At 73.0% G+C, this 21,222-nt stretch carries 17 protein-coding genes; 7 read left to right on the top strand and 10 right to left on the bottom strand.

Going from position 1 to position 21,222, the window contains the following annotated elements; translation table 11 throughout:
* Nucleotides 1-11 precede the first annotated feature (11 nt).
* From AB0C21_RS03990 to AB0C21_RS04005, 4 genes are all read right to left on the bottom strand, one after another.
* Nucleotides 12-860, bottom strand: a complete 849-nt coding sequence (locus AB0C21_RS03990) for a class II glutamine amidotransferase (protein WP_500202563.1) — start codon at nt 858-860, stop codon at nt 12-14.
* 245 nt (nt 861-1,105) lie between these two features.
* A complete protein-coding gene (locus AB0C21_RS03995) occupies nt 1,106-1,666 on the bottom strand; it encodes a snapalysin family zinc-dependent metalloprotease (protein ID WP_500202564.1) in 561 nt (186 codons plus the stop codon).
* Nucleotides 1,667-1,698: 32 nt separating this feature from the next.
* Nucleotides 1,699-2,421 (bottom strand): S1 family peptidase, encoded by a 723-nt coding sequence (locus AB0C21_RS04000; RefSeq protein ID WP_500202565.1) that lies wholly within the window; start codon nt 2,419-2,421, stop codon nt 1,699-1,701.
* A 400-nt stretch (nt 2,422-2,821) separates the two neighbouring features.
* Nucleotides 2,822-3,571, bottom strand: a complete 750-nt coding sequence (locus AB0C21_RS04005) for a YwaF family protein (protein ID WP_500202566.1) — start codon at nt 3,569-3,571, stop codon at nt 2,822-2,824.
* A gap of 221 nt (nt 3,572-3,792) precedes the next feature.
* On the opposite strand from AB0C21_RS04005, the gene AB0C21_RS04010 reads away from it, so the two are divergent.
* Entirely contained in the window at nt 3,793-4,035 is a 243-nt protein-coding gene (locus tag AB0C21_RS04010) for a hypothetical protein (protein ID WP_500202567.1), read from the top strand.
* A 17-nt stretch (nt 4,036-4,052) separates the two neighbouring features.
* Here AB0C21_RS04010 and ppk2 read toward each other — a convergent pair whose 3' ends face one another.
* The gene (ppk2, locus tag AB0C21_RS04015) at nt 4,053-4,856 is read right to left on the bottom strand and encodes a polyphosphate kinase 2 (RefSeq protein WP_500202568.1); all 804 of its coding nucleotides are present in this window, start codon (nt 4,854-4,856) and stop codon (nt 4,053-4,055) included.
* Nucleotides 4,857-5,017: 161 nt separating this feature from the next.
* Between ppk2 and AB0C21_RS04020 the strand changes: the two genes are divergently transcribed.
* From AB0C21_RS04020 to AB0C21_RS04030, 3 genes are read left to right on the top strand one after another with little or no spacing between them, the layout of a single operon-like run.
* Nucleotides 5,018-6,541 (top strand): FAD-dependent oxidoreductase, encoded by a 1,524-nt coding sequence (locus AB0C21_RS04020; RefSeq protein WP_500202569.1) that lies wholly within the window; start codon nt 5,018-5,020, stop codon nt 6,539-6,541.
* 18 nt (nt 6,542-6,559) lie between these two features.
* On the top strand, nt 6,560-7,681 hold the full coding sequence (locus AB0C21_RS04025) for a hypothetical protein (RefSeq protein WP_500202570.1): 1,122 nt from the start codon (nt 6,560-6,562) through the stop codon (nt 7,679-7,681).
* A gap of 4 nt (nt 7,682-7,685) precedes the next feature.
* Nucleotides 7,686-8,288 (top strand): TetR/AcrR family transcriptional regulator, encoded by a 603-nt coding sequence (locus AB0C21_RS04030; RefSeq protein WP_500202571.1) that lies wholly within the window; start codon nt 7,686-7,688, stop codon nt 8,286-8,288.
* 51 nt (nt 8,289-8,339) lie between these two features.
* Here AB0C21_RS04030 and AB0C21_RS04035 read toward each other — a convergent pair whose 3' ends face one another.
* From AB0C21_RS04035 to AB0C21_RS04045, 3 genes are read right to left on the bottom strand one after another with little or no spacing between them, the layout of a single operon-like run.
* Nucleotides 8,340-8,924 (bottom strand): TetR/AcrR family transcriptional regulator, encoded by a 585-nt coding sequence (locus AB0C21_RS04035; RefSeq protein ID WP_149261960.1) that lies wholly within the window; start codon nt 8,922-8,924, stop codon nt 8,340-8,342.
* A gap of 56 nt (nt 8,925-8,980) precedes the next feature.
* Complete coding sequence (locus AB0C21_RS04040) at nt 8,981-9,709, bottom strand: ABC transporter ATP-binding protein (RefSeq protein ID WP_500202572.1); 729 nt, start codon at nt 9,707-9,709, stop codon at nt 8,981-8,983.
* Nucleotides 9,706-10,836 carry an ABC transporter permease gene (locus tag AB0C21_RS04045; RefSeq protein WP_500202573.1) on the bottom strand — a complete coding sequence of 377 codons (1,131 nt, stop codon included), beginning with the start codon at nt 10,834-10,836 and terminating at the stop codon, nt 9,706-9,708. Before AB0C21_RS04045 ends, AB0C21_RS04040 begins: the two co-directional genes overlap by 4 nt.
* 202 nt (nt 10,837-11,038) lie before the next feature.
* On the opposite strand from AB0C21_RS04045, the gene AB0C21_RS04050 reads away from it, so the two are divergent.
* A complete protein-coding gene (locus AB0C21_RS04050; protein ID WP_500202574.1) occupies nt 11,039-12,070 on the top strand; it encodes a DUF8094 domain-containing protein in 1,032 nt (343 codons plus the stop codon).
* A gap of 64 nt (nt 12,071-12,134) precedes the next feature.
* Here AB0C21_RS04050 and AB0C21_RS04055 read toward each other — a convergent pair whose 3' ends face one another.
* On the bottom strand, nt 12,135-15,119 hold the full coding sequence (locus AB0C21_RS04055) for a BRCT domain-containing protein (protein ID WP_500202575.1): 2,985 nt from the start codon (nt 15,117-15,119) through the stop codon (nt 12,135-12,137).
* A gap of 318 nt (nt 15,120-15,437) precedes the next feature.
* Here AB0C21_RS04055 and AB0C21_RS04060 point away from each other — a divergent pair, with 318 nt between their 5' ends.
* Nucleotides 15,438-17,795, top strand: a complete 2,358-nt coding sequence (locus tag AB0C21_RS04060; RefSeq protein WP_500202576.1) for a LuxR C-terminal-related transcriptional regulator — start codon at nt 15,438-15,440, stop codon at nt 17,793-17,795.
* Nucleotides 17,796-17,804: 9 nt separating this feature from the next.
* Nucleotides 17,805-19,874, top strand: coding sequence for an ATP-binding protein (locus AB0C21_RS04065; protein WP_500202577.1), 2,070 nt, complete (start codon nt 17,805-17,807; stop codon nt 19,872-19,874).
* Here the strand turns inward: AB0C21_RS04065 and AB0C21_RS04070 are convergent.
* Nucleotides 19,864-20,766, bottom strand: coding sequence for an FAD:protein FMN transferase (locus tag AB0C21_RS04070; RefSeq protein ID WP_500202578.1), 903 nt, complete (start codon nt 20,764-20,766; stop codon nt 19,864-19,866). The two genes, AB0C21_RS04065 and AB0C21_RS04070, sit on opposite strands and share 11 nt — an antisense overlap.
* Between the last annotated feature and the right edge of the window lie 456 nt (nt 20,767-21,222).

The following is a 21,222-nucleotide window of genomic DNA, read 5'->3' on the forward strand; positions in this document are numbered from 1 at the left end:
CCCCCGAGAGGTCAGGCGGTGGTCTCCTGGTGCACGGTGAGCGGGGCGAGCGGGTGGAGTTCGCTCATGCCGGGACGCACGATCGCGTAGGAGCTCTCCGGCACCTCCTTCCACGCGCCCTCAAGATGGTGGATCGGCTCGGACACGACGAAACGCGCTTCCGTCCCGAGTTCCTGGAGGACGTCCAGCTCGGGGTAGAGCCTGCGCAGTTGGGCGATGTCGGTGGAGCAGAAGAGGGACCTCGTGCGTCCCAGGCTGGAGTAGCGGAACACCCAGATCGACTCGCCCTGGGTGGTGGCCACGGTCATCTGCAGGGGATCGGGCACGCCGTAGCGCCGGCCGAGGTCCTCGACGAGACCGATCGCGCGGGCGACCGCGCCCGGCGGGTCCTCCGTCAGGCCGAAGGTGAGCGACAGGTAGAACAGGGCCTCCGAGTCGGTCGTCCCCTCGATCTCGGCGTAGAGCGACGGGTCGACCGCGAGCATGATGTCCCGCTTCATCCTGGTGAAGTCGGCGATGGACCCGTTGTGCATCCACAGCCACCGCCCGTGCCGGAACGGGTGGCAGTTGCTGCGCTGCACCGCGGCGCCCGTCGAGGCCCTGACGTGCGCGAACAGCAGCGGGGTGCGGATCTCCCGGCTGATCTCGAGCAGGTTCGGATCGCTCCAGGCCGGGTTGATGCTCTTGTACAGGGCGGGGACCCGCCGCTCCCCGAACCAGCCCATGCCGAAGCCGTCCCCGTTCGTGGTCTCCTCTCCCAGCCGGGCGCGCAGGCTCTGGTTGATCAGGGAGTGGGCAGGCCGGAAGAGCAGGGCCTCCGCCAGGGCGGGCTCCCCGGAGTAGACCATCCACCTGCACATCGCCACCCACCTCGCATCGCTTCGCCGCCGCGACGACCGGGGCCCGTCCCGCTATGCGGCCAGGACCAAACCCCCCTTTTGCTTCACCCCTACCCGGTGAGGCCCGCGAGCCACCCGTGCGGGACGACTCCGCGGCGGCCCGCCGGCCTCGGGGACCGTCGGGGCCATGGAGCCGGACGCGCGGCACCGCGGGCACGGTGGAGCCGGCGTGCCCGCGGTGCGGTGCGGTCAGTGGTGCTGCGCGGTCAGAAGACGAAGCAGTCCGCGAACCGGGTCTCGCGGCCGCTGAGCGCGGCGGAGGCGAAGCCGCCCGCGTTGCGGGTGACCTGGGCCGCCTCGGTCGGGTGCGGGGTGGTGCTCTGGCAGGACGTCGGCGAGCTGTGCCCGGACATCAGGTAGTCGCAGCGTCCGTTGCGGTTGTCGGGCAGGCCGAGGGCGTGCCCGAGCTCGTGCGCGGCGATCCTCGGCGGATAGAAGCCGTCGTCGACGGCCTGGCGTCCCATGTAGATGGTGGCCCGGCCGAAGCCGCCCATGTAGGTGCGCGGCCAGCCGTCGTCGGCGTAGACCTTGACGGTGGCCTGCGCGCCGGTCGCGGGCCTGAGCTGGATCGCCGGCACGGCGGCGTTCCAGGCGGCGGCGCCCTGGTCGACGGCCGTCCTGAACTCCTGCGCCGCGCCGGCGTCGTAGTAGATCGTGCGGACCGCGACCGGCGCCGCGGCCGACGCGGAGTCGACGACCAGCGCGGGCACGAGGAAGGACAGCCCGAGCGTGACGGCCAGCGCCGTCACGATCTTGCGAATCACCATGGAGAACTCCTACAGGTGGGGGGGAGCGGGGGTCAGCCGCCGATCTGCTGGTCGATCCATGACAGGTACGGCGCGATGCCTGTGTAGAGAGTGGTGGTCGCGCACTCGCCCATGTTGTCGCCCGGGCCGTGGGTCTCGCCGACGAGCGTCCAGGCGCCGCGGCCGCCGACGACGGCGGGACCGCCGGAGTCGCCGTGGCACGCCGAGTGCGTCCGGTCGCCCGACACGCAGACGTCGTTCGCGGTGCCGCCGCCGGCCGCGCACCGGCTGCTGGGCAGGACGGTCAGGTCGATCTCCTGGAGGACGGTGGCGGTCCGGCAGCTCGGCCAGCTCATGCAGCCGAAGCCGAGCAGCCGCACGGGGGTTCCCGCGGCGGGGTTGGCCTGCGCCATCCTGACCGGAGCCGACTGGGCGGGGGTGGACAGGTGCATCAGCGTGAGGTCGGTTCCGGGCCGGGTGGTGCGCCGGTCGATGTAGCGGACCTCGCCGCCGGAGTTCTTGTAGGTCGAGCCGATCCGGGCCTGCGACGCCGGGCCGCAGTGGTTCGCGGTGACGATCCACTGGGGCGCGACCAGGCTGCCGCCGCAGCCGTTGCTCAGCGACACCATCCAGGAGTACGTCTCGGTGGCGTTGTGGCCGCCGATGATCGGCACCCCGCCCGCACCGGGCGGTTCGGCGGCGTTCGCGGACGTCATGCCGCACATCGCGAGCGCGAGCGCGCACGCGACCAGTGCCGCATGCATCAGTCTGCGCATGACGGTTCTCCAATCGGGGGTATTTCCGCGGGGCTGTATGGAGTCCGGTGAAGAAGCGGTTCCGGCCGCCGCGGGCGGGCCCCGCTCGCGCTGACATTCCTCCACGGCCTTGCGCCGGAGCGTGTTCGCGAGAAAAATAACCGCCGTCGAAATGAACCGTGCCCGCGAGTGCCAGCGCGCACTGCGGCACCTTGACATCCTCGCGGTGTTCACAGTTAGGGGAGGGTAGTTGAGGCCAGAACTGCCCTCCAGAAGGTGAATAGCGCTAGATATTCAATGTGTATTTCGAGGCTAATAGAAACCTGGCTTTTCCTGTGCGTTCACGCTGGCGTCCAGCGCGCGGCGCCCGCCCTCGGCGCCGAAGCCGCCGCCCCGTGAAGGAGTAGCGGCGCGTTTTGGACTACGGGCGCTGACGCGCTGCTTCGGGCGGGCGGTTCGCGCGGGTCCAGGGCCAGGTGATGAGGGCCCAGCCGAGCAGGATGATCAGGGTCTCGGCGAGCACGTACCAGGGCCAGGGGCCCATCAGGTCCAGGACCGAACCGGAGCCGGGCTTGTCGTTGAGGTATCCGTAGTTCGTCCCCGCGCTCAGGTTGAAGACGAAGGTGGCTACCGCCCATGCCACGGTGGCGGCGACCGCGAACCCGTAGTCGCTCCAGTCCGGCCGCATGCCGAGCCCCCAGGTCAGGTACACCGCGGACCACACGATCATCAGGTGCATCCCGAAGAAGCCGAGATAGTCGATGCCGGGGTAGTCGCCGCCGTTGAGTGCGGGCGTGAGCAGGCCCTGCACCGAGAGGGTGAGCCCCCAGTAGTAGGTCAACGCGAACCAGCGCCGGCCGAACGTCCACAGCGCGCCGACCGCCGTCAGCCAGGCCACGTCGCACAGCTGGAGGGGCAGCGACCCGCCGATCCGCCACTGCCCGGGGAGCAGGGTGTGGACCTGGGTTCCGACCATCACGTACGCGATCGCCAGCGCGTACGCCCTGCCGAATCCCCGCGCCTGCTCACCGAAGGCCGCGCCCGGCTCCGTCCCCGCGCGCTGGGAGCGGCCGACGAGCACCAGGCCGACGCAGCCGACCGCGAACAGCCCGAGCGCCGCCCAGTGCGAGGGGCCGTACACGGCGAAGCGCCCGGCGTCGGTCAGCGGCATCCGGCGATGCTAACCGCCCCGGCCGCCCGGCGACTGCGCCGGTTCCACCCGGCGGCAGGGAATCGTCCGGCGCGCGGACGCCGTCTCCGGTGCTGAGAGTGACCTCTGAGTACTCCAGGGTGATGCAAGAGATGGCTTCGCGGGGTGATGTGCGGTCTCGGACGGCGGGCGAGCATGGACGGCGAGTGAAGTCGTGGTCCGGACGAGGGAAGGAGCGCAAGGTGCGAAAGACCGCCACGGTTCTCGGGCTCGTCGTCGGCCTGTTCTTCGTCGCGCGCGCGGTCGCCGAGCCGTTCGTGATCGACATGACCGACCCCGCGACCTACCGGGAGGACTGGGGCGGGCCGAGCCTGGCCGGAGTGCTCCTGGTGCACTGCGGTCCCGGGGTGCTCTGCGCGATCGCGATCATGGTCATGCCGCTGCGGCGGCGCCCCGGCGCGCGGCGGGGCGAATCCGGCGTCTGACCGTACGCGGGGCGGCGCTATTCGAGCAGGGACGCGGAGTGGTCGGGGACGTAGGTCTGCATCTCGCGCGGCGGGCGCTCGTAGCCCTTCGGGGGCGGGCGCTCGGGGAGCGGCAGGTGGGGCGGCTCGACGGCGTGGTAGGGGATCGTCGACAGCAGGTGGGCGATCATGTTGATCCGGGCGCGCCGCTTGTCGTCGCTCTCCACGACGTACCAGGGCGCCTCGGGGATGTCGGTGTGGACGAACATCTCGTCCTTGGCGCGGGAGTAGTCCTCCCAGCGGGTGATGGACTCCAGGTCCATCGGCGACAGCTTCCACCGCCGCATCGGGTCCTCCATCCGGCTGCGGAAGCGGCGCTCCTGCTCGTCGTCGCTGACCGAGAACCAGTACTTGCGCAGCAGGATCCCGTCCTCGACCAGCAGGCGCTCGAAGATGGGGCACTGGTGGAGGAAGCGCGTGTACTCCTGCTTGGAGCAGAAGCCCATGACGCGCTCGACGCCCGCCCGGTTGTACCAGGAGCGGTCGAACAGGACGATCTCCCCGGCGGCGGGCAGATGCTCGGTGTAGCGCTGGAAGTACCACTGCGTGCGCTCGCGGTCGGTCGGTACGGGCAGCGCGGCGATCCGGGCGACGCGGGGGTTGAGGTACTCGGTGACGCGCTTGATCGTGCTGCCCTTGCCGGCCGCGTCCCGTCCCTCGAAGACCACGACGACGCGGGCGCCCTCGCTGCGCACCCACTCCTGCAGCTTCACCAACTCCGCCTGGAGGCGGGCCAGCTCCGGCTCGTACACGTTCCGGGGCAGGCGCTTGACCTTGCTCATGAGGACATCTCTACCCCAAGGAGGGGCGCACCGGACGTCCCGGGCGACGGAGAGCGGGTGGATCCGGCGTGTCCGGCCGCCCGGGAGGCCTCTTGACCGCGTCCGACCGGCGTCATACATTCACTCACAATATGTATGAATGACTGTCTGGCGGTGGCGGTATGCGGAACGAGACGGCCGTGGTGCTCGGCGGCAGCGTGGCGGGGCTGTGCGCCGCCGGAGTGCTCGCGCGGAGCTTCGACCGGGTGGTCGTCCTGGAGCGGGACCGGCTTCCGGCGGACGCCGAGCACCGCCGGGGCGTCCCCCAGAGCAAGCACCCGCACTTCCTCCTCAACTCCGGCCGGCGCGCGATCGGCGAGATCTTCCCCGGGTTCGAGGAGGCGCTGATCGCCGCGGGCGGGATGCACCTGATGCCGTCGATGGACGCCGCCTACTGCGAGAACGACGGCTGGGCCCCGCGCAAGTCGGGTTCGATGACGATGGTCTACAGCTCCCGGGTGCTGATCGAGCGCGTCCTGCGGGACAAGGTCCGCGAGGTGCCGTCCATCGAGATCCGCGAGGGCGTCACCGTCACCGGGCTGCGGTCGGCCGGGGCCGGCACCCCGAGCGGCCGCGTCGAGGGAGTCGAGTACGGCACCGCCGAGGACGAGGACGGCTACCTGGCCGCCGGTCTGGTCGTGGACGCGCTGGGCCGCGGCTCGTCGGTCGTCGACTGGCTGGGCGCGGCGGGCTGGGACGTGCCGCCGCAGCAGACCCTCGACGCCAAGGTCACCTACACCTCGCGGTGGTACGACCTGCCGCCCGCCGACCGGCGCCCGGAGTCGTGGTGGTGGAAGCACCTGGTCATCACCCCGACCCAGGACGGCGGCGACCACCCCGCCGAGCACGACTTCCTCAGCAACTTCTTCCCGATCGAGGGGGACCGCGCCATCGTGTGCATGGGGTCGTGGGGCATCGAGATGCCGCGCAAGGCCGAGGCGTTCGAGGCCGCGGCGGACCGTGTGCGGACACCGGTCTTCGGCCGGGCCGCCCGCGCCTGCACCCCGACCTCCGAGGTGCACCTGACCCGTTCGACCGGCAACAAGTGGCGCCGATTCGACCTGCTCAAGGCGCCCCCGGTCGGGCTCGTGAGCATCGGCGACTCGATCTGCGCCTTCAACCCCTTCTACGCCCAGGGGATGAGCTCCGCCGCCCGCTCCGCGCTCATCCTCGGCGAAACGCTGCGCGTCCGCGGCGCCGTCGACCTCGCCTTCACCCGCGAGTTCCTCCGCCGGCAGAAGGCGTCCCTCCAGGTGCCATGGATGCTGGCGATGGCCCGTGACCAGGCCTACGACTTCGCGACGGGAACCGAGACCGCCCCTGCCTGGCGCCGCAGGATCACCGCGCGCCTGAGCTGGCCGATCTTCAACGCCATCACCGCCGCCGGCCGCGAGGACGCCTACGTCGAGCGGACGTTCGCCCAGGTGTTCAACCTCGACAGGTCGCTGAGGCAGATGGCCGCGGACCCGCGGTTCTGGTTCGGCGTCGTGCGCTACAAGCTGCGGCAGCGGCTCGGCCGCACCATCGTGCCCGGCGGGTTCGACGACCAGCGGGACCCGCCCGGCACCGACTTCACCGGATACACCGGCCCGCGCGGCGCCTCCCCGTCCGGCGGCGCCCGCGGCGACGACCTCGTCGGCGCCTGACCCCCGAGGGAGCGAGTGATGGGGTACACCTGCGACTCGGCGGCCGAGCGCGTCGCCGAGCGACTCGGCTTCTCCTGCCACGGCGCCGATCCCGTGATCAGCGTCCGCGATCCGTTCGGCCTCGCCGACGGCACCATGCCGGCGCTGGAGCTGCTCGTCATCGGCGGCGCGGTGTTCGCCCTGGTCCATGCGTGGCGGCGGTGGCGGCGCGACGGCGACCCGGTCAACATCTCGCTGTGGTTCGCCTCGGTCGTCTACCTGGCCGTGATCGAACCGCCGCTGTACTTCCCGCGCTGGTTCGGGCTGCAGGAGCACGTCGGGTTCATCTTCTCCCACAACGTGTTCACGGTGCAGTTCATGTACGACCGGCTGCCGCTCTACATCGTGGCCTTCTACCCCGCGATCTCGCAGCTCGCCTACGAGCTGGTCCGGGTCCTGGGCGTCTTCGCGCGGCGCGGACCGCTGGCCGGGTCGCTGGCCGTCGCGTTCGCGTGCCAGGTCTTCTACGAGGTCTTCGACCAGCTCGGCCCGCAGCTGCGGTGGTGGGCGTGGAACGCCGCCAACGAGAAGATCAACCAGCCCGCGCTCGCCTCGGTGCCGATGAACAGCATGCTCCTGTTCGCCTCGGTGTCCTTCGGCGCGATGGCCTACCTCGTGGTCCGCCTGGTCGGTCGCGGGGACGGCCCAGCGCTGACCGGGCCGCAGATCAGCTGGCGCACCGTCGTCGCCGGTGCCGCGACACCGCTGGCGATGATCATCGTGAGCGCGCCCAGCGGCGCCTTCCGGGACCACCTCGGGGCCCAGCGGGCCGTCCTCGGTGTCGAGCTCGCCGCGGTCTGGATCGCCGGGCTCTACCTGCTCGCCGACGCCTGGCGCGCGAGCCGCGCCGGCGAGGCCGCCCCGGCGGCGTCGCCGCTGTTCGCGCGGACGTATCCGGCGCTGTACCTCGGCGTCCACGTCGTCTTCTGGCTGGTCGCGCTGCCCGCGTACCTGGCGTCGAGCGACGGCGTCACCGAGCAGGGCACGCCGGTCGGGAGCCTTTGGTACGCCGCGCTGTGCGCCGTCGCCGCCACCGTGTTCACCGCGGCCGCGGTGCGCGCGACGGCGCCCCGGACGACGGCGGAGCCTGTGCGATCCTAAGGCCATGGGGCACCACGGCTGGGGCGGCCGGCCTCCCGCGTCGGAGGCCGAGGCCCGGCAGCGCATCGTCGACGCGACGGTCCGCTGCATCGACAGGCACGGCGTCGTGAAGACGACCCTGTCCGACGTCGCGGCCGAACTCGGTGTCACCCGCCAGACCGTCTACCGCCACTTCGGCCGCATCAGCGACATCATCGGCGAGGTCGCGGCCCAGGGCGCCGAGGCGTTCGTGGACCGGCTGATCGCCCACCTCGAGGGCATCGGCGACCCGGCCGAGGCCGTGGTCGAGGGCATGATCTTCTGCGTGCGGACCATCCCGAGCGAGCCGCAGCTGAGCCTGCTGCTGCAGCTGGAGGACTCCGCCGCCTTCGGGCGCGGGGCCACCACCGCGGACGCGATCGCCTATGGCGCGAAGATGCTGCAGCGCTTCCCCGTCGACTGGGCCGCCGCCGGCATCGGCGAGGACGACCTCGACGGGCTCGCCGAGATCGTCATGCGCCTGCTGACCTCGCTGCTCCAGCACCCGAGCGAGCCGCGGAAGGACGAGGCCGAGCTCCGCGCCGTCCTGAACCGCTGGCTGGCCCCCGCCCTGCGCGCCCGCGGCTGACGGCGAGCGTGCCGCGCGAAGGCGGCGGCCGCGGTGGCGGGACGGTCCCGCTTACTCCGTCGCGGAGCGCAGGTACGGCGTGAGCAGTTCGTGGGCGAGCCGGCGGGCCGCGCGCTCCGCGAGGCCCTCCTCGATCATCCGTGTCAGGGCGTAGACGACCGACTGGATGAGTTCGGCCGTCCGGTCGGGGTCGGACGCGCCGTGCTCCGCCAGGGCCGCGCGGAGCGGCGTCTGGAGCTCGTCGTGCAGCAGCCGGCTGGAGTTGGCCAGCGTGTCGGTGCGGCCGGTGGCCGCGAGGGCGCGGGCCAGCGCGTGGTCTCCCCGGGCGACGAGGCGGAGGTTGGCGTAGACGTAGGCCAGGATCCGGTCGCCGGGCGTCCCGGCCTTGGCCATCTGCGCCTCGACGTAGGCGGACCAGCGCGGGAAGGTGTCGACGATGAGGGCGTCGAGCAGATCGTCGCGGGACTTGAAGTAGGCGTACACGCTGGAGCGGGCGAGCCCGGCCCGGCGGGCGACGTCCGCCAGGCTGGGGGCCCGCTCGGCCTCCTCGGACAGCAGGCCGCGGGCGGCGTCGAGCAGGGCGGCGCGCTGCGCGGCGCGGTGCTCCGCCACGGTCGGCGCCTGGATCTTCGGCACGCGGCCCCCTTTCCCCTGTCCCGTCGTCGCGCCCGCCGGGCGGCCCGGCCGGGGCGTCAGGCGAGTGCGGTCAGGCGCCCGTCGATCATCTCGTACACCGTGTCACAGTGTTCGAGGACGTCGTGGTCGTGGGTCACCATGATGGCCGCCACGCCGTACTGCCCCGCCTCGCGGGCGAGCAGCCGGACGATCTCGTGGCTGCGCGCCCGGTCCAGCGCGGCGGTGGGCTCGTCCACGAGCAGCACGCTCGGCTCGGTCACCAGGGCGCGGGCGATCCCGACCCGCTGCCGCTCCCCGCCGGACAGCTTGTGGGGACGCCGGTCGGCCTTGTCGGCCATGCCCACGTCCTCCAGCAGCGCGAGGGGGTCGCGGCCGGAGCGCGCGCGGCGCGGCCGGAAGCGCATCGGCAGCCGGAGCTGGTCGACGGCGGAGAGCGCGGGGATCAGGTTGCCCGACTGGAAGACGAACCCGACGTGCTCGCGCCGCAGCTTCGCCCTGGCCCGTCCGCCGGCGGCCGTGAGGTCGACCCCGGCCAGCGTGACCGTGCCCTGGTCCGGGCGGGCGAGTCCGCCCGCGACCGCGAGCAGGCTCGACTTGCCGGCGCCGGACGGGCCGACGATCGCGGCCAGCTCTCCGGGGCGCACCACCAGGTCGACGTCGTCGAGGGCCTGGACGGTCTCGGCGCCGTCGCCGTGCCGCAGGCCGACGCCCTCCATGACGAGCCCGGGGCGGTCGGTCGCGCCGGCCTTCTGCGGCCCGGCGGTCGGCGTGGTCTGGCCGGTCATCGGTTTCCTCCAAGGGCGGTGGCCGGGTCGATGGACGCGATCCGGGCGACGGCGGCCCCGGCGCCGACGAGCCCGAGCAGGACGAGGCCCGCGGCGGCGGCCGTGACGCTCGGGGCGCTGAGGGCGAACGGCATCCCGCCGCCGGTGATGAGCGAGCCGAGCCCGACGCCGATCCCGGCGCCGATAGCGACGGAGGCGATGAGGAGGAGGAACGCCTGGGTGAGCGCGTCGCGGAGCAGCCAGCCTCTCGACGCGCCCATGGCGCGCAGCACGGCGACCTCGTGCTTGCGCTGGATGGCCCAGACGGCGAAGAACGCCCCGACGACGAGTGCGGAGATGGCGTACAGGAACACCTGGATGAGCTGGAGCGTGGACGTCTCGGCCGTGTAGCCGGGCGAGGCGCCGTAGGACTCCTCCAGAGTGAGGCTCTCGGTCCTGGCGGCGGCGTCGCCCGCGGCCAGGTCGACCGAGGCCCCGGACTCCGCGCGCACCGCCACGGCGGTGATCTCCTGCGTGGCGTGCGCGGGCACCGGGTCGCCCGGGGCCGCACCGGCTTTGATCAGCTGCCAGGTGCGCAGGGGCACGTAGGCCACGTCGACGTGTCCGAAGGTGTTCTGCCGCGGGGTGGCGCCGACGACGCGCAGCTTCGTCCCGAGGCGGGCGACCGTGACCGTGTCGCCGATGCGCAGGCCGGCGTCCAGGGCCGTGTCGCTGACGACGATGCCGTCCGCGCCGCTCAGGCGCGCGCCCTCGCTCACCTCGGGGGAGAGGAACGAGTCCGGCGCCACGCCGAACAGCGCGAGGTCGATGTCCACGCCGCGGTCGCTCTTGGTGTTGACGAGCGTGTTCCCGTAGGGGGCGGCCTCCGCGACGCCCGGCCGGCTCCGCCAGGCGTCCACGGCGGACATGTCCACCACGCTCCGGGAGAAGGCGGAGTCGTGCTGGACGCCGCGTTCGAACGCGAAGGAGGTGACGGGCAGGTTCTGCAGCCCGGACACCCCGTCCCGGACCAGCCCCACCGACAACCCGGACAGCATCACCATGAGAACCGCGATCAGCCCGACGACGGCGCCCATCAGCCCGAACCGGACCTTGGCGAACCGCAGCTCACGAAGTGCGAGGAACATCAGCCCACCCGCGCTTTTATCGACATCATGTCGTCAAGATACCAACACGATGTCGCCAACCTGTCCTGGGGGCCGAGTTCCCGTGACCGGGGGGAGCTCCTGCGGACTGATCGCGACATTTGCGACAGATGTGACAGCGCTGATCTTTCTGGCGCTGAGCCAGGTGAGCGGGCCGGAGGGCCCGGCCCGATTGGAGATCATCTTGTTGCCGCATGCTCGTCCCGCCGTGGCGCTCGCCCTGGCCGTCTCGCTGGCGGCCGGCGGCTGCGGGATCGTCGGGAAGGCCAAGGAGGAGGCCGGCGCCACCGGCAAGAGCGCCCCGCCGCCCCCGCCGGCCCCGGCGCTGACGGAGCAGCAGGTGCGACCGGTCCTGGCGCGCTATGTCGCGCAGTCCAACGCCGTCCACAAGCTGCTGAACGCCAAGGGCGCCGCCACCGTCTACACCGGTTCGTCCCTGCAACTGGAGGCCGCGAAGTACCGGATCTTCAAGGCGAACAAGCTGCGGTTCAAGCCGGCCAGGTACGGGCAGGTCCTCGGGGCGAGCCCCAAGTTCACCGGCCACCCCAAGTGGTTCTTCGCGGTCATGACCGACCGCGGCGCGAACCCGCCGGTGCGGGACCACATCGTGTTCGTCCAGGACCGGGAGGGCGGCCCCTGGCGCGCCGCCTACGCGCCGCTCGCCGCCAAGCCGGTGAAGGGCCCGATCGCGCCGGGCGTGGACGTCGCCGACTACCCGGACGTCGTCCCGGAGGCCGACGCCTCGCTCGTCCTCGCGCCGAACCAGGTGGCGCCCGCGCTGGCGGACGCCGTCAACCGGGGCTCGCAGAGCGGGTACCTCCGCTCGTTCACGGTGCCGGCCTGGGCGAAGCAGAAGCGCGCCAGCCTGCTCCAGGACCGCAAGACCTTCCGCGCCCAGCGCTGGGCGGGCACGGCGGCCTACTCGGGGGCCAAGACGCCGGTGTACGCCGTGCGCACCACGTCCGGCGGCGCGCTCGTCTGGTCGGCGATCGAGCTGACCGAGTCGTTCCGCCATGCGGGCAAGGGCGCCGGGATCACCTGGAAGCACCGGGACTGGGGCGACCTGCTCCGCCCGTTCACCGGCCGCTCCAGCATGAAGCGGGCCGTCACCACGGTCGAGCGCATCGAGCTGCTCACCTACGTCCCGCCGAAGGGCCGGGGGACCGTCAAGGTGATCGCGTTCCGCTGGGCTCCGATCCGCGTCACCGGGAGCTGACACCGCCGCTCCGCGCCCCTGCGCACCAGCGGGTGCGGGCAGGGGCGCCGGACGACGCCCGCGGCTAGAACGGGGGCCGGTCGAAGCCGGTGAAGAGGAGCCAGATCGCACCGAACGCCGCCGAGGGGCGGTCGTTGAAGTCACCGCGCTCCGGCAGCCGTTCCAGGAGGTCGAGGACGGCTGAGATGTGCCCCCGCTCCGCGGCGGCCTTGATCAGCTCCTCGATCGGGCGCCGGCGCTGCGAGTGCGGAACCCCCTGGATGCGGGCGTAGCGCTCGGCCAGTTCCCTGACGTCCCGGTCGGTCGGCGCCGGCGGCCGTACCGGCGGCGTGCCCCGGCGGGCCAGCTCGATGAGTTCGTCGCCGACCGCCCAGTTATGGTCTCCCCAGGTCTCCAGGAGATCGGCGAATCCCAGCTCCGCGAGGACCGTCAGGACCTCGTACGGGACGTCCCAGCCGGGCAGGCCCTGGAACTCGCGGGCCAGGTCGAAGCGACCGGCGCGCAGCAGGTGGACGAGCCACTCCGCGTCCCAGAAGAAGCTCCCGTGCGGATGCCCGGAGAGGTCGTCCAGGAGGGCCCGGACGAGGTCGTCGCGCCCGCACTCCAGCATCGAGTGCATGACGGCGATGTGGTCCTGCCACGGGTTGGGCTCGATGGTGATGGCCGCGCGGGCGTGCCGGAACCACTGCTCGGCGGCGCCCGTGTCCCCCATCGCCTGGCAGGCCGCGCCGAACGAGGCGGACCTGTCGGCGTCGAACATCTTCTGGTCCACCGAGGGCATCAGCGACCGGGCGAGGGAGAAGGCGTTGCGGGCGGAGGGGACGTCCCCGGCCCGGGCGAGGACCACGGCGACGTCGGACGCCGCGGCGAGCCGGTCCGCAGGTTCGGGGATGTCGCCGACCAGAGCCATCGCGGCGTCGGGTTCGCCGTGCCGGGCCCGGAGCCGCGCGGCGGCCCGCAGGTGGTCGGCGATGTGGGAGCCCCAGCTGTAGCGGTCGAGCCCGGCGAGCGAATCACGTGCCGCCTCGAACAGGTCGTCCACGGTCGCGGTGTTCGGCGGCGGCCACTCGGCGGGCGCGCCGCCGTCCGCCTCCTCCAGTTCCTCCCGGTACTCGCGCAGGATCTCGCCGTCCTCGGAGTCCAGGACGTCGGCGGCGGCGAGGGCGTCGGGCAGGACGCGGAGCTCGCCCCAGCGCACCGGCCAGGCATGGCGCCGCCCGATCCCCCAGGCGAGGAGGGCGTCGAGTTCCTCTTCGCGGCCCTCCGGAGCTATGACGGCGTCCGGCTGGAGGGTCATCGCCCAGTCGTCCTCGCCGAGGGCGAAGATCCGCCCCTCGAACTCCTCGGCGAGGTCGTCCTCCACCGGACGCGGGCCCGGCGGGACGTACAGCGAGTAGAAGTCGCCGACGACCTCGCCCGTCTCGACCTTGACGAACTGCATGACCACGTCGTCGATCAGCACGAGCGTGTCGTCCGCGCCCCAGTACACGGCGTCGGCGCCCCCGGCGGGCACGCTCCGGATCGGCCGGGGGTCCGCGGGGTCGGCGAACGACCAGACCTCGGCGGTTCCCTCGATGGTCAGGAAGGCGGCCCGTTCACCGCCGGGGGCCCAGGCCCAGGCGTTGCGGTCGCCCTCGCGGTCCCCCCACCCCGCATGCGGGACCCTGGCGCTGAAGACCAGGCGCTCGCCGTCGAGGATGTGGACGCCGCCCGTCTCGGCGGTGCCCGTGGGCGGCGTCAGGACGGCCAGCCGGTCGGCGGCGCGGCCGGGCGCCCAGTGCAGCGAGACGGGCCCGCCGAGCGCGAAGGGGCCGCAGCGGATCCGCCCGGTGGCCGCGTCGCGCAGGAACAGGCCGCGGCGGGTGACGGCGGCGACGGTACGGCCGTCCGGGCTGAGCCGGGCGAACTTGCCGTGCGCGTACCAGACGACCTCGCGCGTCGCGGCGTCCACGCCGATGGCGTTGCCCCCGAACAGCCGGGTGCCGTCGGGCGACCACTCCGGGTCCTCGATCCACTGCCCGACCTTCCAGTCGTCCTCGTACCTTTCGAGCTCGGCGAAGCGGGCCCGCACGGACTCGGGCAGCCGGCGCGCCATCAGGTACGGGTGGTCGGTCTCCACATGGTTGGGCAGCCAGCTCAGGTGGCCGTGCTCCAGCGGGACGACGCACCCCTGGAGTCCGCCGTCGCCGTTGGTGCCGCAGTGGTAGTAGACGCTGCGCCCGTCGGGGGAGAGGGCGAACTGCGAGGGGCGCGAGTTGCCGTCCGACACGCTGATCGTGGCGAGCCGCTCGCCGTCGAACGACCAGACGCCCACCATGTTCGTGGAGTGGGCCAGGGCGACGCGGGAGGAGTCGGCGGACCACTGGATCGTGCGCGCGTAGCCGGGCCACCCGATGCCGCCGTCGATGCGGCGCACGGTGTTGACGCACCGTCCGGCCGCGACCTCCCAGATCTGCAGGACGCCGCCCGCGTCGTAGTCGTCGCCGACCCAGCTGCCGGTGGCCAGGTAGCGGCCGTCCGGGCTCATCGCATGGGCGACGATCTCCGTGTCGTGGCCGTACGGGTGCCGGAGCCGCGCCGCGCCGGCGTCGATCAACCGCCGGGTGGCCAGCCGGTGGGCGTCGGTCACGCCCTCGGCGCGTTCCAGTTCGGCCAGCCGGGCACGCAGCGGCGGGACGTCGCGCGCTGGTGCGAACGCCGACCAGTCGGCCCCGTCCAGGAGCGCGTACAGATCGTTGGACCCCTGCGCCTCCGCCAGCTCGGCGGCCGACACGAACGGCCGGGGCGGGGCCTCGACCGGCGCGGCCCCGCCTTCCTCCCGCTCCAGCATGCCGATCAGGGCGTCCTCGTCGAAGTACGGCGTGCGGAGCATCGCGTCGGTGCGGGGGATGGGCCCTGATTCACCGGGACCGAGGAAGATGAGGTCGGTCTCCTCGCTCGCGTCCTGCGCCACGCGGGCGCCGAGCGCCCGGAGCCGCCGTATCGCGGCCTCCCTCTCGATCTCCCAGAACTCCCCGTACAGCACGACCGTGCGCCCTCGCAGCTTCATGATCATCGGACCTTACCGACCGGCTCCGGCGCCGTCGGCAGATCTACGACATTCACGGAAACCAGCCTGAACGCGGCTTCTCGGCGGTTCTACCGCGCGGTGTCGACGGAGGCGGGGCCGTACGCACCCGCTCGTCCCGGCCCTTGCCTTCGCCGCCGGAGGGCGGGGAACGGATGATGCCTGTTTGAGCTGTTTGTTCTGGTGTCCCAGGAGGTCGCTGTGTTTTGACCTATTCATTGCCGAATGTCGGCGAATCGGATGATTAGGGTGGGAGCCGATCGGGTGTGACACGGTGCGGACGCACTGTGCGGGGCGGTGATGGGTTCAGCGGTATCGAGCGCGGCGAGCGAGCATCGGCTGTCGCGGCTGCCCGCGGACACGACGAGCTTCGTGGGGCGGCGGAACGAACTGGCCGAGCTCAGGCGCATGCTGTCGGATTCGCGGATGGTGACCCTGACGGGCGTCGGAGGGGTCGGCAAGACGCGGCTGGCCACGCGGCTGGCGACGGTCGTGCGGCGGGCGTTCCCGGACGGCGTGTGGGTGGTCGAACTCGCCGAGGTGGAGAAGCCGGAGCTGCTGGCCGCGACGGTCATGGAGGCGTTGGAGATCCGGGACCACTCCCATCGCCCCTCGGCGGACGTGCTGGTCGAGCACCTGCGCGACAAGCACATGCTGGTCGTCCTGGACAACTGCGAGCACCTCCACGACGAGTGCGCGGTGCTGGCCGAGAGGTTGCTGCGCTCGGCCTCGCATCTGCGGATCCTCGCCACGAGCCGGCATGTCCTGGGGATCGCCGGCGAGCAGACGCTCTCGGTGCCGCCCCTGTCGCTGAACAGCATCGACCCGCGCGAGACGGCCCGGCCGCCGCCGATGTCGGAGGCGGTGCACCTGTTCGCCGACCGCGCCCGGTCGGTGGTCCCCGACTTCGCCGTCACCGACGCCAACCGGGCGGCGGTGGAACGGGTCTGCCGGCGGCTGGACGGGCTCCCGCTCGCCATCGAGCTGGCGGCGGTGCGGCTCCGGGTGCTGTCGGTGGACCAGCTGCTGGACCGGCTCGACGACCGCTTCCGGCTGCTCACCGGGGGATCGCGGGCGGTGCTGCCGCGGCACCAGACGCTGCGCGCGCTGATCGACTGGAGCCACCTGCTGTGCACGGAGCCGGAACGCGTGCTGTGGAGCAGGATGTCGGTCTTCACCGGCGGCTGCGACCTGGAGGCGGCCGAGGACGTGTGCTCCGGCGACGGGATCCTCCGCGCGGACGTCGTCGACCTGATCGCGGCCCTGGTGGAGAAGTCGATCCTGAGCCGTGAGGACCATGGCGGCGTCGTCCGGTACCGGCTGCTGGAGAGCATCCGGCAGTACGGCCGGGAGCGGCTCGCCGAAGCCGGGCAGACGGCGCGGTACCGGCGCCGCCACCGCGACTACTACGGGAGGCTGGCGGCCGAGGCGCGCGTCCGGCTGTTCGGCCCCGACCAGATCGCCTGGCTCGACAGGCTCCAGGTCGAGCACGCCAACCTGCGCACCGCGCTGGACTACTGCCTGTCCGCCCCGGGCGAGGTCGGGGCCGCCCTGAGGATGGGCGCCGACCTGCTCTACCACTGGATCACCAGTTTCTACCTGGCCGAGGGGCGCCGCTGGATGGACCGGGCGCTGGCCCTGGACACCGGAGCGGACGAGGTCCGCGCCAGGGCGCTGTGGTCCAACGGCTGGCTGGCGATCATCCAGGGCGACCTGGACGGCGCCGCCGCGATGCTGGCGGAGAGCCGGGCCGTCGGGGAGCGGCTGGGGTGCGGCGAGGTCCTGGGGTACGTGGCCCTGTACTCCGGGATGATCGCCATGTTCCGGCAGGACGCCGACGCCGCGATCGGTCTCTACGAGGAGGCGGTGGAACGCCACGTCGCCGCCGGAGACCCGGTGGGCCAGGCGCTGGCGCTGATCCGGCTGTCGCTCGCGCACTCCTTCCTGGGCGACTCGGCCCTCGCCGTGTCCATCGGCGAGCAGGGGATCGCGGTGTGCGAGGCGCACGGGGAGGGCTGGCACAGGGCGTACGCATTGATGGCCCTGGGCGTGGAGGTGTGGCGGCAGGGCGACGCCGCCCGCGCCACGGCGATGGAGCAGGAGAGCCTGCGGTTCAACCGTTCGCTCGACGATCCGCTCGGCCTCGGGGTCAATCTGGAGGTGCTGGCCTGGGTCGCCGCCACCGAGGAGCAGTACGCGCGGGCGGCCCGGCTCCTGGGAATCGCCCACTCCGTGTGGAAGGCGGTCGGTGCGGTCCTGTCCGGGTACGGGCACCTCGTCCGGTACCACGACGCGTGCGTGGACGACACCCGCCGGGCGCTCGGCGAGCGGGCGTTCCGCGCGGAGTTCGAGCGCGGCGCGGGCCTTCCCGGCGAGGACGGGCTCGCCTACGCGCTGAACGAGGCGGCGCCCGCGGACGCGGGGGACGAGGACGTCGAGGAACCGTCGCCGCTGACCCCCCGGGAAACGCAGATCGCGCGGCTGGTGGCGGAGGGGGAGAGCAACAAGAAGATCGCCGCCACCCTGGTGATCTCCCAGCGCACCGTGGAGGGCCACATCGAGCACATCATGAACAAGCTCGGCTTCAACTCCCGGGTCCAGATCGCCGGCTGGGTCCACGATCGAGGGCGGGAGACCGGCACGGGGCCCGGGGGGTGACGGCGAGCCATGGCCGAACGCGAGACCGTGCCGGACCGGGACGCGGACCGCACCGCCTTCGTCGGACGCGTCCACGAGGTCGCGGAGGTGCGGCGCCTGCTGCCCGGGACGCGGCTGCTGACCCTCACCGGCGCCGGCGGCGTCGGCAAGACCCGGCTGGCGCGCCAGGCGGCGTCGACGCTGCGGACGTGGTTTCCGGCCGGGATCCAGATCGTGGATCTGGCCGCGGTGCGGGATGTCCGCCTGCTGGAGACGTCGGTGGCGGCCGCGCTGGGACTGCGCGACACCTGCGGGCGGTCACTGCCCGCCCTGGTGGACCACCTGGCCGACAAGCGCCTTCTGCTCGTCCTCGACAACTGCGAGCACCTGCTGCCGGAGTGCGCCGAACTGGCGGCACGGCTGCTGAGCGGTGCGCCGCGGCTGCGCGTGCTCGCCACCAGCAGGCAGGCGCTCGGGGTGGGGGGCGAGCAGGTGCTGGTGGTGCCGCCGCTGGCGGTCCCGGCCCCCGGCGCCGCCGTGCCGGACATCGCGCACAGCGACGCGGTGCGGCTGTTCGCCGAGCGGGCGGCCCAGGCGCGGCCGGGGTTCACGGTGGACGAGGCGACCGCGCCCGCGCTGGCCCGGCTCTGCCGGCGCCTGGACGGGCTCCCGCTCGCCATCGAACTCGCCGCCGCGCGGCTGCGCACGACGCCGCTGGAGGAACTGGCGGACGAGCTCGACCGGCGCTTCGACCTGCTCGCCCGTCCCGACAACGCGGCCCCGCCGCGGCACCGGGCCCTGTACATGACGATGGACTGGAGCTTCGGGCTGTGCACGCCCGGCGAGCGGCGGCTGTGGACGAGGCTGGCGGTGTTCCCCGGGGAGATGGACCTGGAGACCGCCGAAGCGGTCTGCTCGGGCGACGGGATCGAGCCCGAGGACGTCCTCGACCTGGTCTCCGGGCTGGTCGACAAGTCCATCCTGATCAGCGTCCGCGGCGCGGGCCGCAGCCGCTACCGCATGCTGGAGAGCATCCGCGCCTACGGGCGCGAGCTGCTGGCGCACGACGACGAACCGGCGCTGTTCCGCCGGTACCTCGACCACTACCGGCGGCTGGCCGAGCGGAACCGGATCGATCAGCTGGTCCCCGACCAGTTCGACCGCTACCGGGCGGTGCTGACGGAGATCCCCAACCTCCGGCTGGCGCTGGATCTGTGCATGCGGCCGCCCGGCGACCCGTCCGGCCTGCGGATCGCGGTCTCCCTGTGGTCGGCGTGGCTGCTCGCGGGCGCCCTCTCCGAGGGTCGCCATTGGCTGGAACGCTCCCTCGGGCTGGTCGGCCCGACCGACGACGACCGCCTCATGGCGCTGTGGGTCGACGTCCTGTTCGCGGCCTACCAGCATGATCTCGAAGCGGCCGAACGTCGGGCGGACGAATGCGCCGTCACCGCCAAGGGGTGCGGGGACGAGGCGGCGGGCGCGTTCTGCCTCCAGGCCCGCGGGATCGCGGCGCTGGCCCTCGGTGACACGGGCGACGGGTTCGCGCTGCTGCGGGACGCGCGTGCCCGCCATCGTGCGAGGGGCGACCTGGACGCCGTGGCCGTGAACCTGCACTTCGCCGCCTCGTTCGGCGTGGCCGCCCACAGTCCGGAGGAGGGGGCGGCGCTGGGGGAGGAGTTCCTCGCCCTGGCCGAGGACCACCATGCGCAGATCTTCAAGGCGTACGCCCTGATCACCCTGGGGTATGCGGCATGGTGGCAGGAGGACCCCGCCCTGGCCTGGGCCAGGATGTGCCGGGCGGCCACCATGCTGATCGAGATCGGCGACTCGTGGGGGCTCAGCCAGTGCCTGGAGGTGCTGGCCTGGGCCGCCTGCGCGCAGGGTGACCACGACAGGGCCGCCCGGCTGCTGGGCGCGGCGGGCCGTCTCTGGCGGGCCTTCGACATCCCGCCCCTCGGGTTGCAGACCTTCACGCGTTCCCACCGGGACTGCGAGGCCCGGGCCCGCCGGGAACTGGGGGAACGGGCGTTCACCGCGGCCCACGCCTCGGGCGCGAAGCTGAGCCTGGACGGCGCGGTCGCCTACGCGATCAGCATTTGAGCGCCGGGGTGCGCGCCGGCGCCGCCGGCGGGTGGCCGGGACCGGCGGGCCAGTCGCCCACGGTGGTCACCCGGCCGTCGGCGTCCACCAGCCGGGCCCGCAACTCCCGGGACCCCAGCCAGGTGGCGGCCGCGCTTCCGGACGCCAGCGCGGCGATGCCGGCGGTCTTGGCGGCGACGCAGGCAAGTCCGATGACCGAGACCGTATGCCAGGGGCGCTGCTCGCGCACGATCGGCCGCACGCCGGCGGCGCGGGCGACCTGCGGCCGCCCGGCCCCGTGGCCCGGCGCGGGCGGGGAGTGGGTGGCCAGCCCGGGCGCACGCAGCACGATCTCCTGCTCGGGCCACGGCTCGCCGCGGTGCCCCCGGCCGCGACCGCCCGCCACCTGGACCGGCCAGCCCGCGTCCGGCATCCGTCCGGCGGTGGCGACGCTGCCGGGGAAGCAGACGCAGACGCCGCACCCGGCCTGCCCGGCGGCGGACTCGGCCGCCCGGTCGGCGGCGAACGCCACCGCCATGCTCCCCAGGTCGAGGGTCGTCCCGGCGGGGATCGTCACCGTTCCGGGCGGGTCGTCGATCACTACCGCCCCGCTTCCGGCGCCGCCGGCGCCGCCGGCACCGACGAGGGGGTCGACGAGCCCGCCGGTCAGGTCGCAGGCGTGCAGGGCCGTCCACAGCACCGCCAGGAAGGTGGAGCCGATCCGCACCGGACGGCCCGCGGCGGCGTTGACCCGGGCCAGATCCGAATCGCCGTGGAAGGCGCCGCACGCGGCGTCGATGTCGTCGATCACGTGGCCGACGGCCTGGCGGGCCGCGCCGAGACGGCCTGGGTCGTCCACCATCACGGTGGCCACACCGCCCCAGAGAGGGAAGTCCTCCGTGCCGTGGGTCATCGAACCTCTCCAAGGACGAGTCGGGAATGCGCAGCCGGCCACCGCCGCGACGGGCACGCCCGACCACCGCGCGGTGACGGCCTGCCCGCCGGGCGACGGCTTCCGCGGCCGTCGAAGATCGCGATCCGGGCGCCGGCCCGGCCCCGCATCCGCCACAGGTCGCGGCCGGTGAGCGCGCGGCGTGATCGGGTGCGTGCGCGCACGGGCGGGACGGTCGGCGCCGGCGAGGATTCACTCTTCCCGGCGCGGAAGTCGCTGTGAGATCGCATCGATGACCAGCCTGCTCCGGGCCGCCGGGAACGGGGAGGGGAGAAACCCCCATACGGCTACCCGAACACCCCCCGCCCGGCGGGAATTGCCGCCCCGCCGCCCAGCGGTTCCTCGCGAGACGGAGGTGCCGTCCGGCGAACCTGCGCACTTGGTTCCCGCGATGATCGACCTTCGGTGGCCGGCGGA

The organism is Spirillospora sp. NPDC049024, assembly GCF_040649235.1.
Classification (GTDB): domain Bacteria; phylum Actinomycetota; class Actinomycetes; order Streptosporangiales; family Streptosporangiaceae; genus Spirillospora.

Excerpts from the sequence above, each read along its gene's own strand:
- AB0C21_RS03990 (WP_500202563.1), bottom strand. The coding sequence starts at position 860 with ATGTGCAGGTGGATGGTCTACTCCGGGGAGCCCGCCCTGGCGGAGGCC.
- AB0C21_RS03995 (WP_500202564.1), bottom strand. The coding sequence starts at position 1,666 with ATGGTGATTCGCAAGATCGTGACGGCGCTGGCCGTCACGCTCGGGCTG.
- AB0C21_RS04000 (WP_500202565.1), bottom strand. The coding sequence starts at position 2,421 with ATGCGCAGACTGATGCATGCGGCACTGGTCGCGTGCGCGCTCGCGCTC.
- AB0C21_RS04005 (WP_500202566.1), bottom strand. The coding sequence starts at position 3,571 with ATGCCGCTGACCGACGCCGGGCGCTTCGCCGTGTACGGCCCCTCGCAC.
- ppk2 (WP_500202568.1), bottom strand. The coding sequence starts at position 4,856 with ATGAGCAAGGTCAAGCGCCTGCCCCGGAACGTGTACGAGCCGGAGCTG.
- AB0C21_RS04020 (WP_500202569.1), top strand. The coding sequence starts at position 5,018 with ATGCGGAACGAGACGGCCGTGGTGCTCGGCGGCAGCGTGGCGGGGCTG.
- AB0C21_RS04025 (WP_500202570.1), top strand. The coding sequence starts at position 6,560 with ATGGGGTACACCTGCGACTCGGCGGCCGAGCGCGTCGCCGAGCGACTC.
- AB0C21_RS04030 (WP_500202571.1), top strand. The coding sequence starts at position 7,686 with ATGGGGCACCACGGCTGGGGCGGCCGGCCTCCCGCGTCGGAGGCCGAG.
- AB0C21_RS04040 (WP_500202572.1), bottom strand. The coding sequence starts at position 9,709 with ATGACCGGCCAGACCACGCCGACCGCCGGGCCGCAGAAGGCCGGCGCG.
- AB0C21_RS04045 (WP_500202573.1), bottom strand. The coding sequence starts at position 10,836 with ATGTTCCTCGCACTTCGTGAGCTGCGGTTCGCCAAGGTCCGGTTCGGG.
- AB0C21_RS04055 (WP_500202575.1), bottom strand. The coding sequence starts at position 15,119 with ATGAAGCTGCGAGGGCGCACGGTCGTGCTGTACGGGGAGTTCTGGGAG.
- AB0C21_RS04060 (WP_500202576.1), top strand. The coding sequence starts at position 15,438 with ATGGGTTCAGCGGTATCGAGCGCGGCGAGCGAGCATCGGCTGTCGCGG.
- AB0C21_RS04065 (WP_500202577.1), top strand. The coding sequence starts at position 17,805 with ATGGCCGAACGCGAGACCGTGCCGGACCGGGACGCGGACCGCACCGCC.
- AB0C21_RS04070 (WP_500202578.1), bottom strand. The coding sequence starts at position 20,766 with ATGACCCACGGCACGGAGGACTTCCCTCTCTGGGGCGGTGTGGCCACC.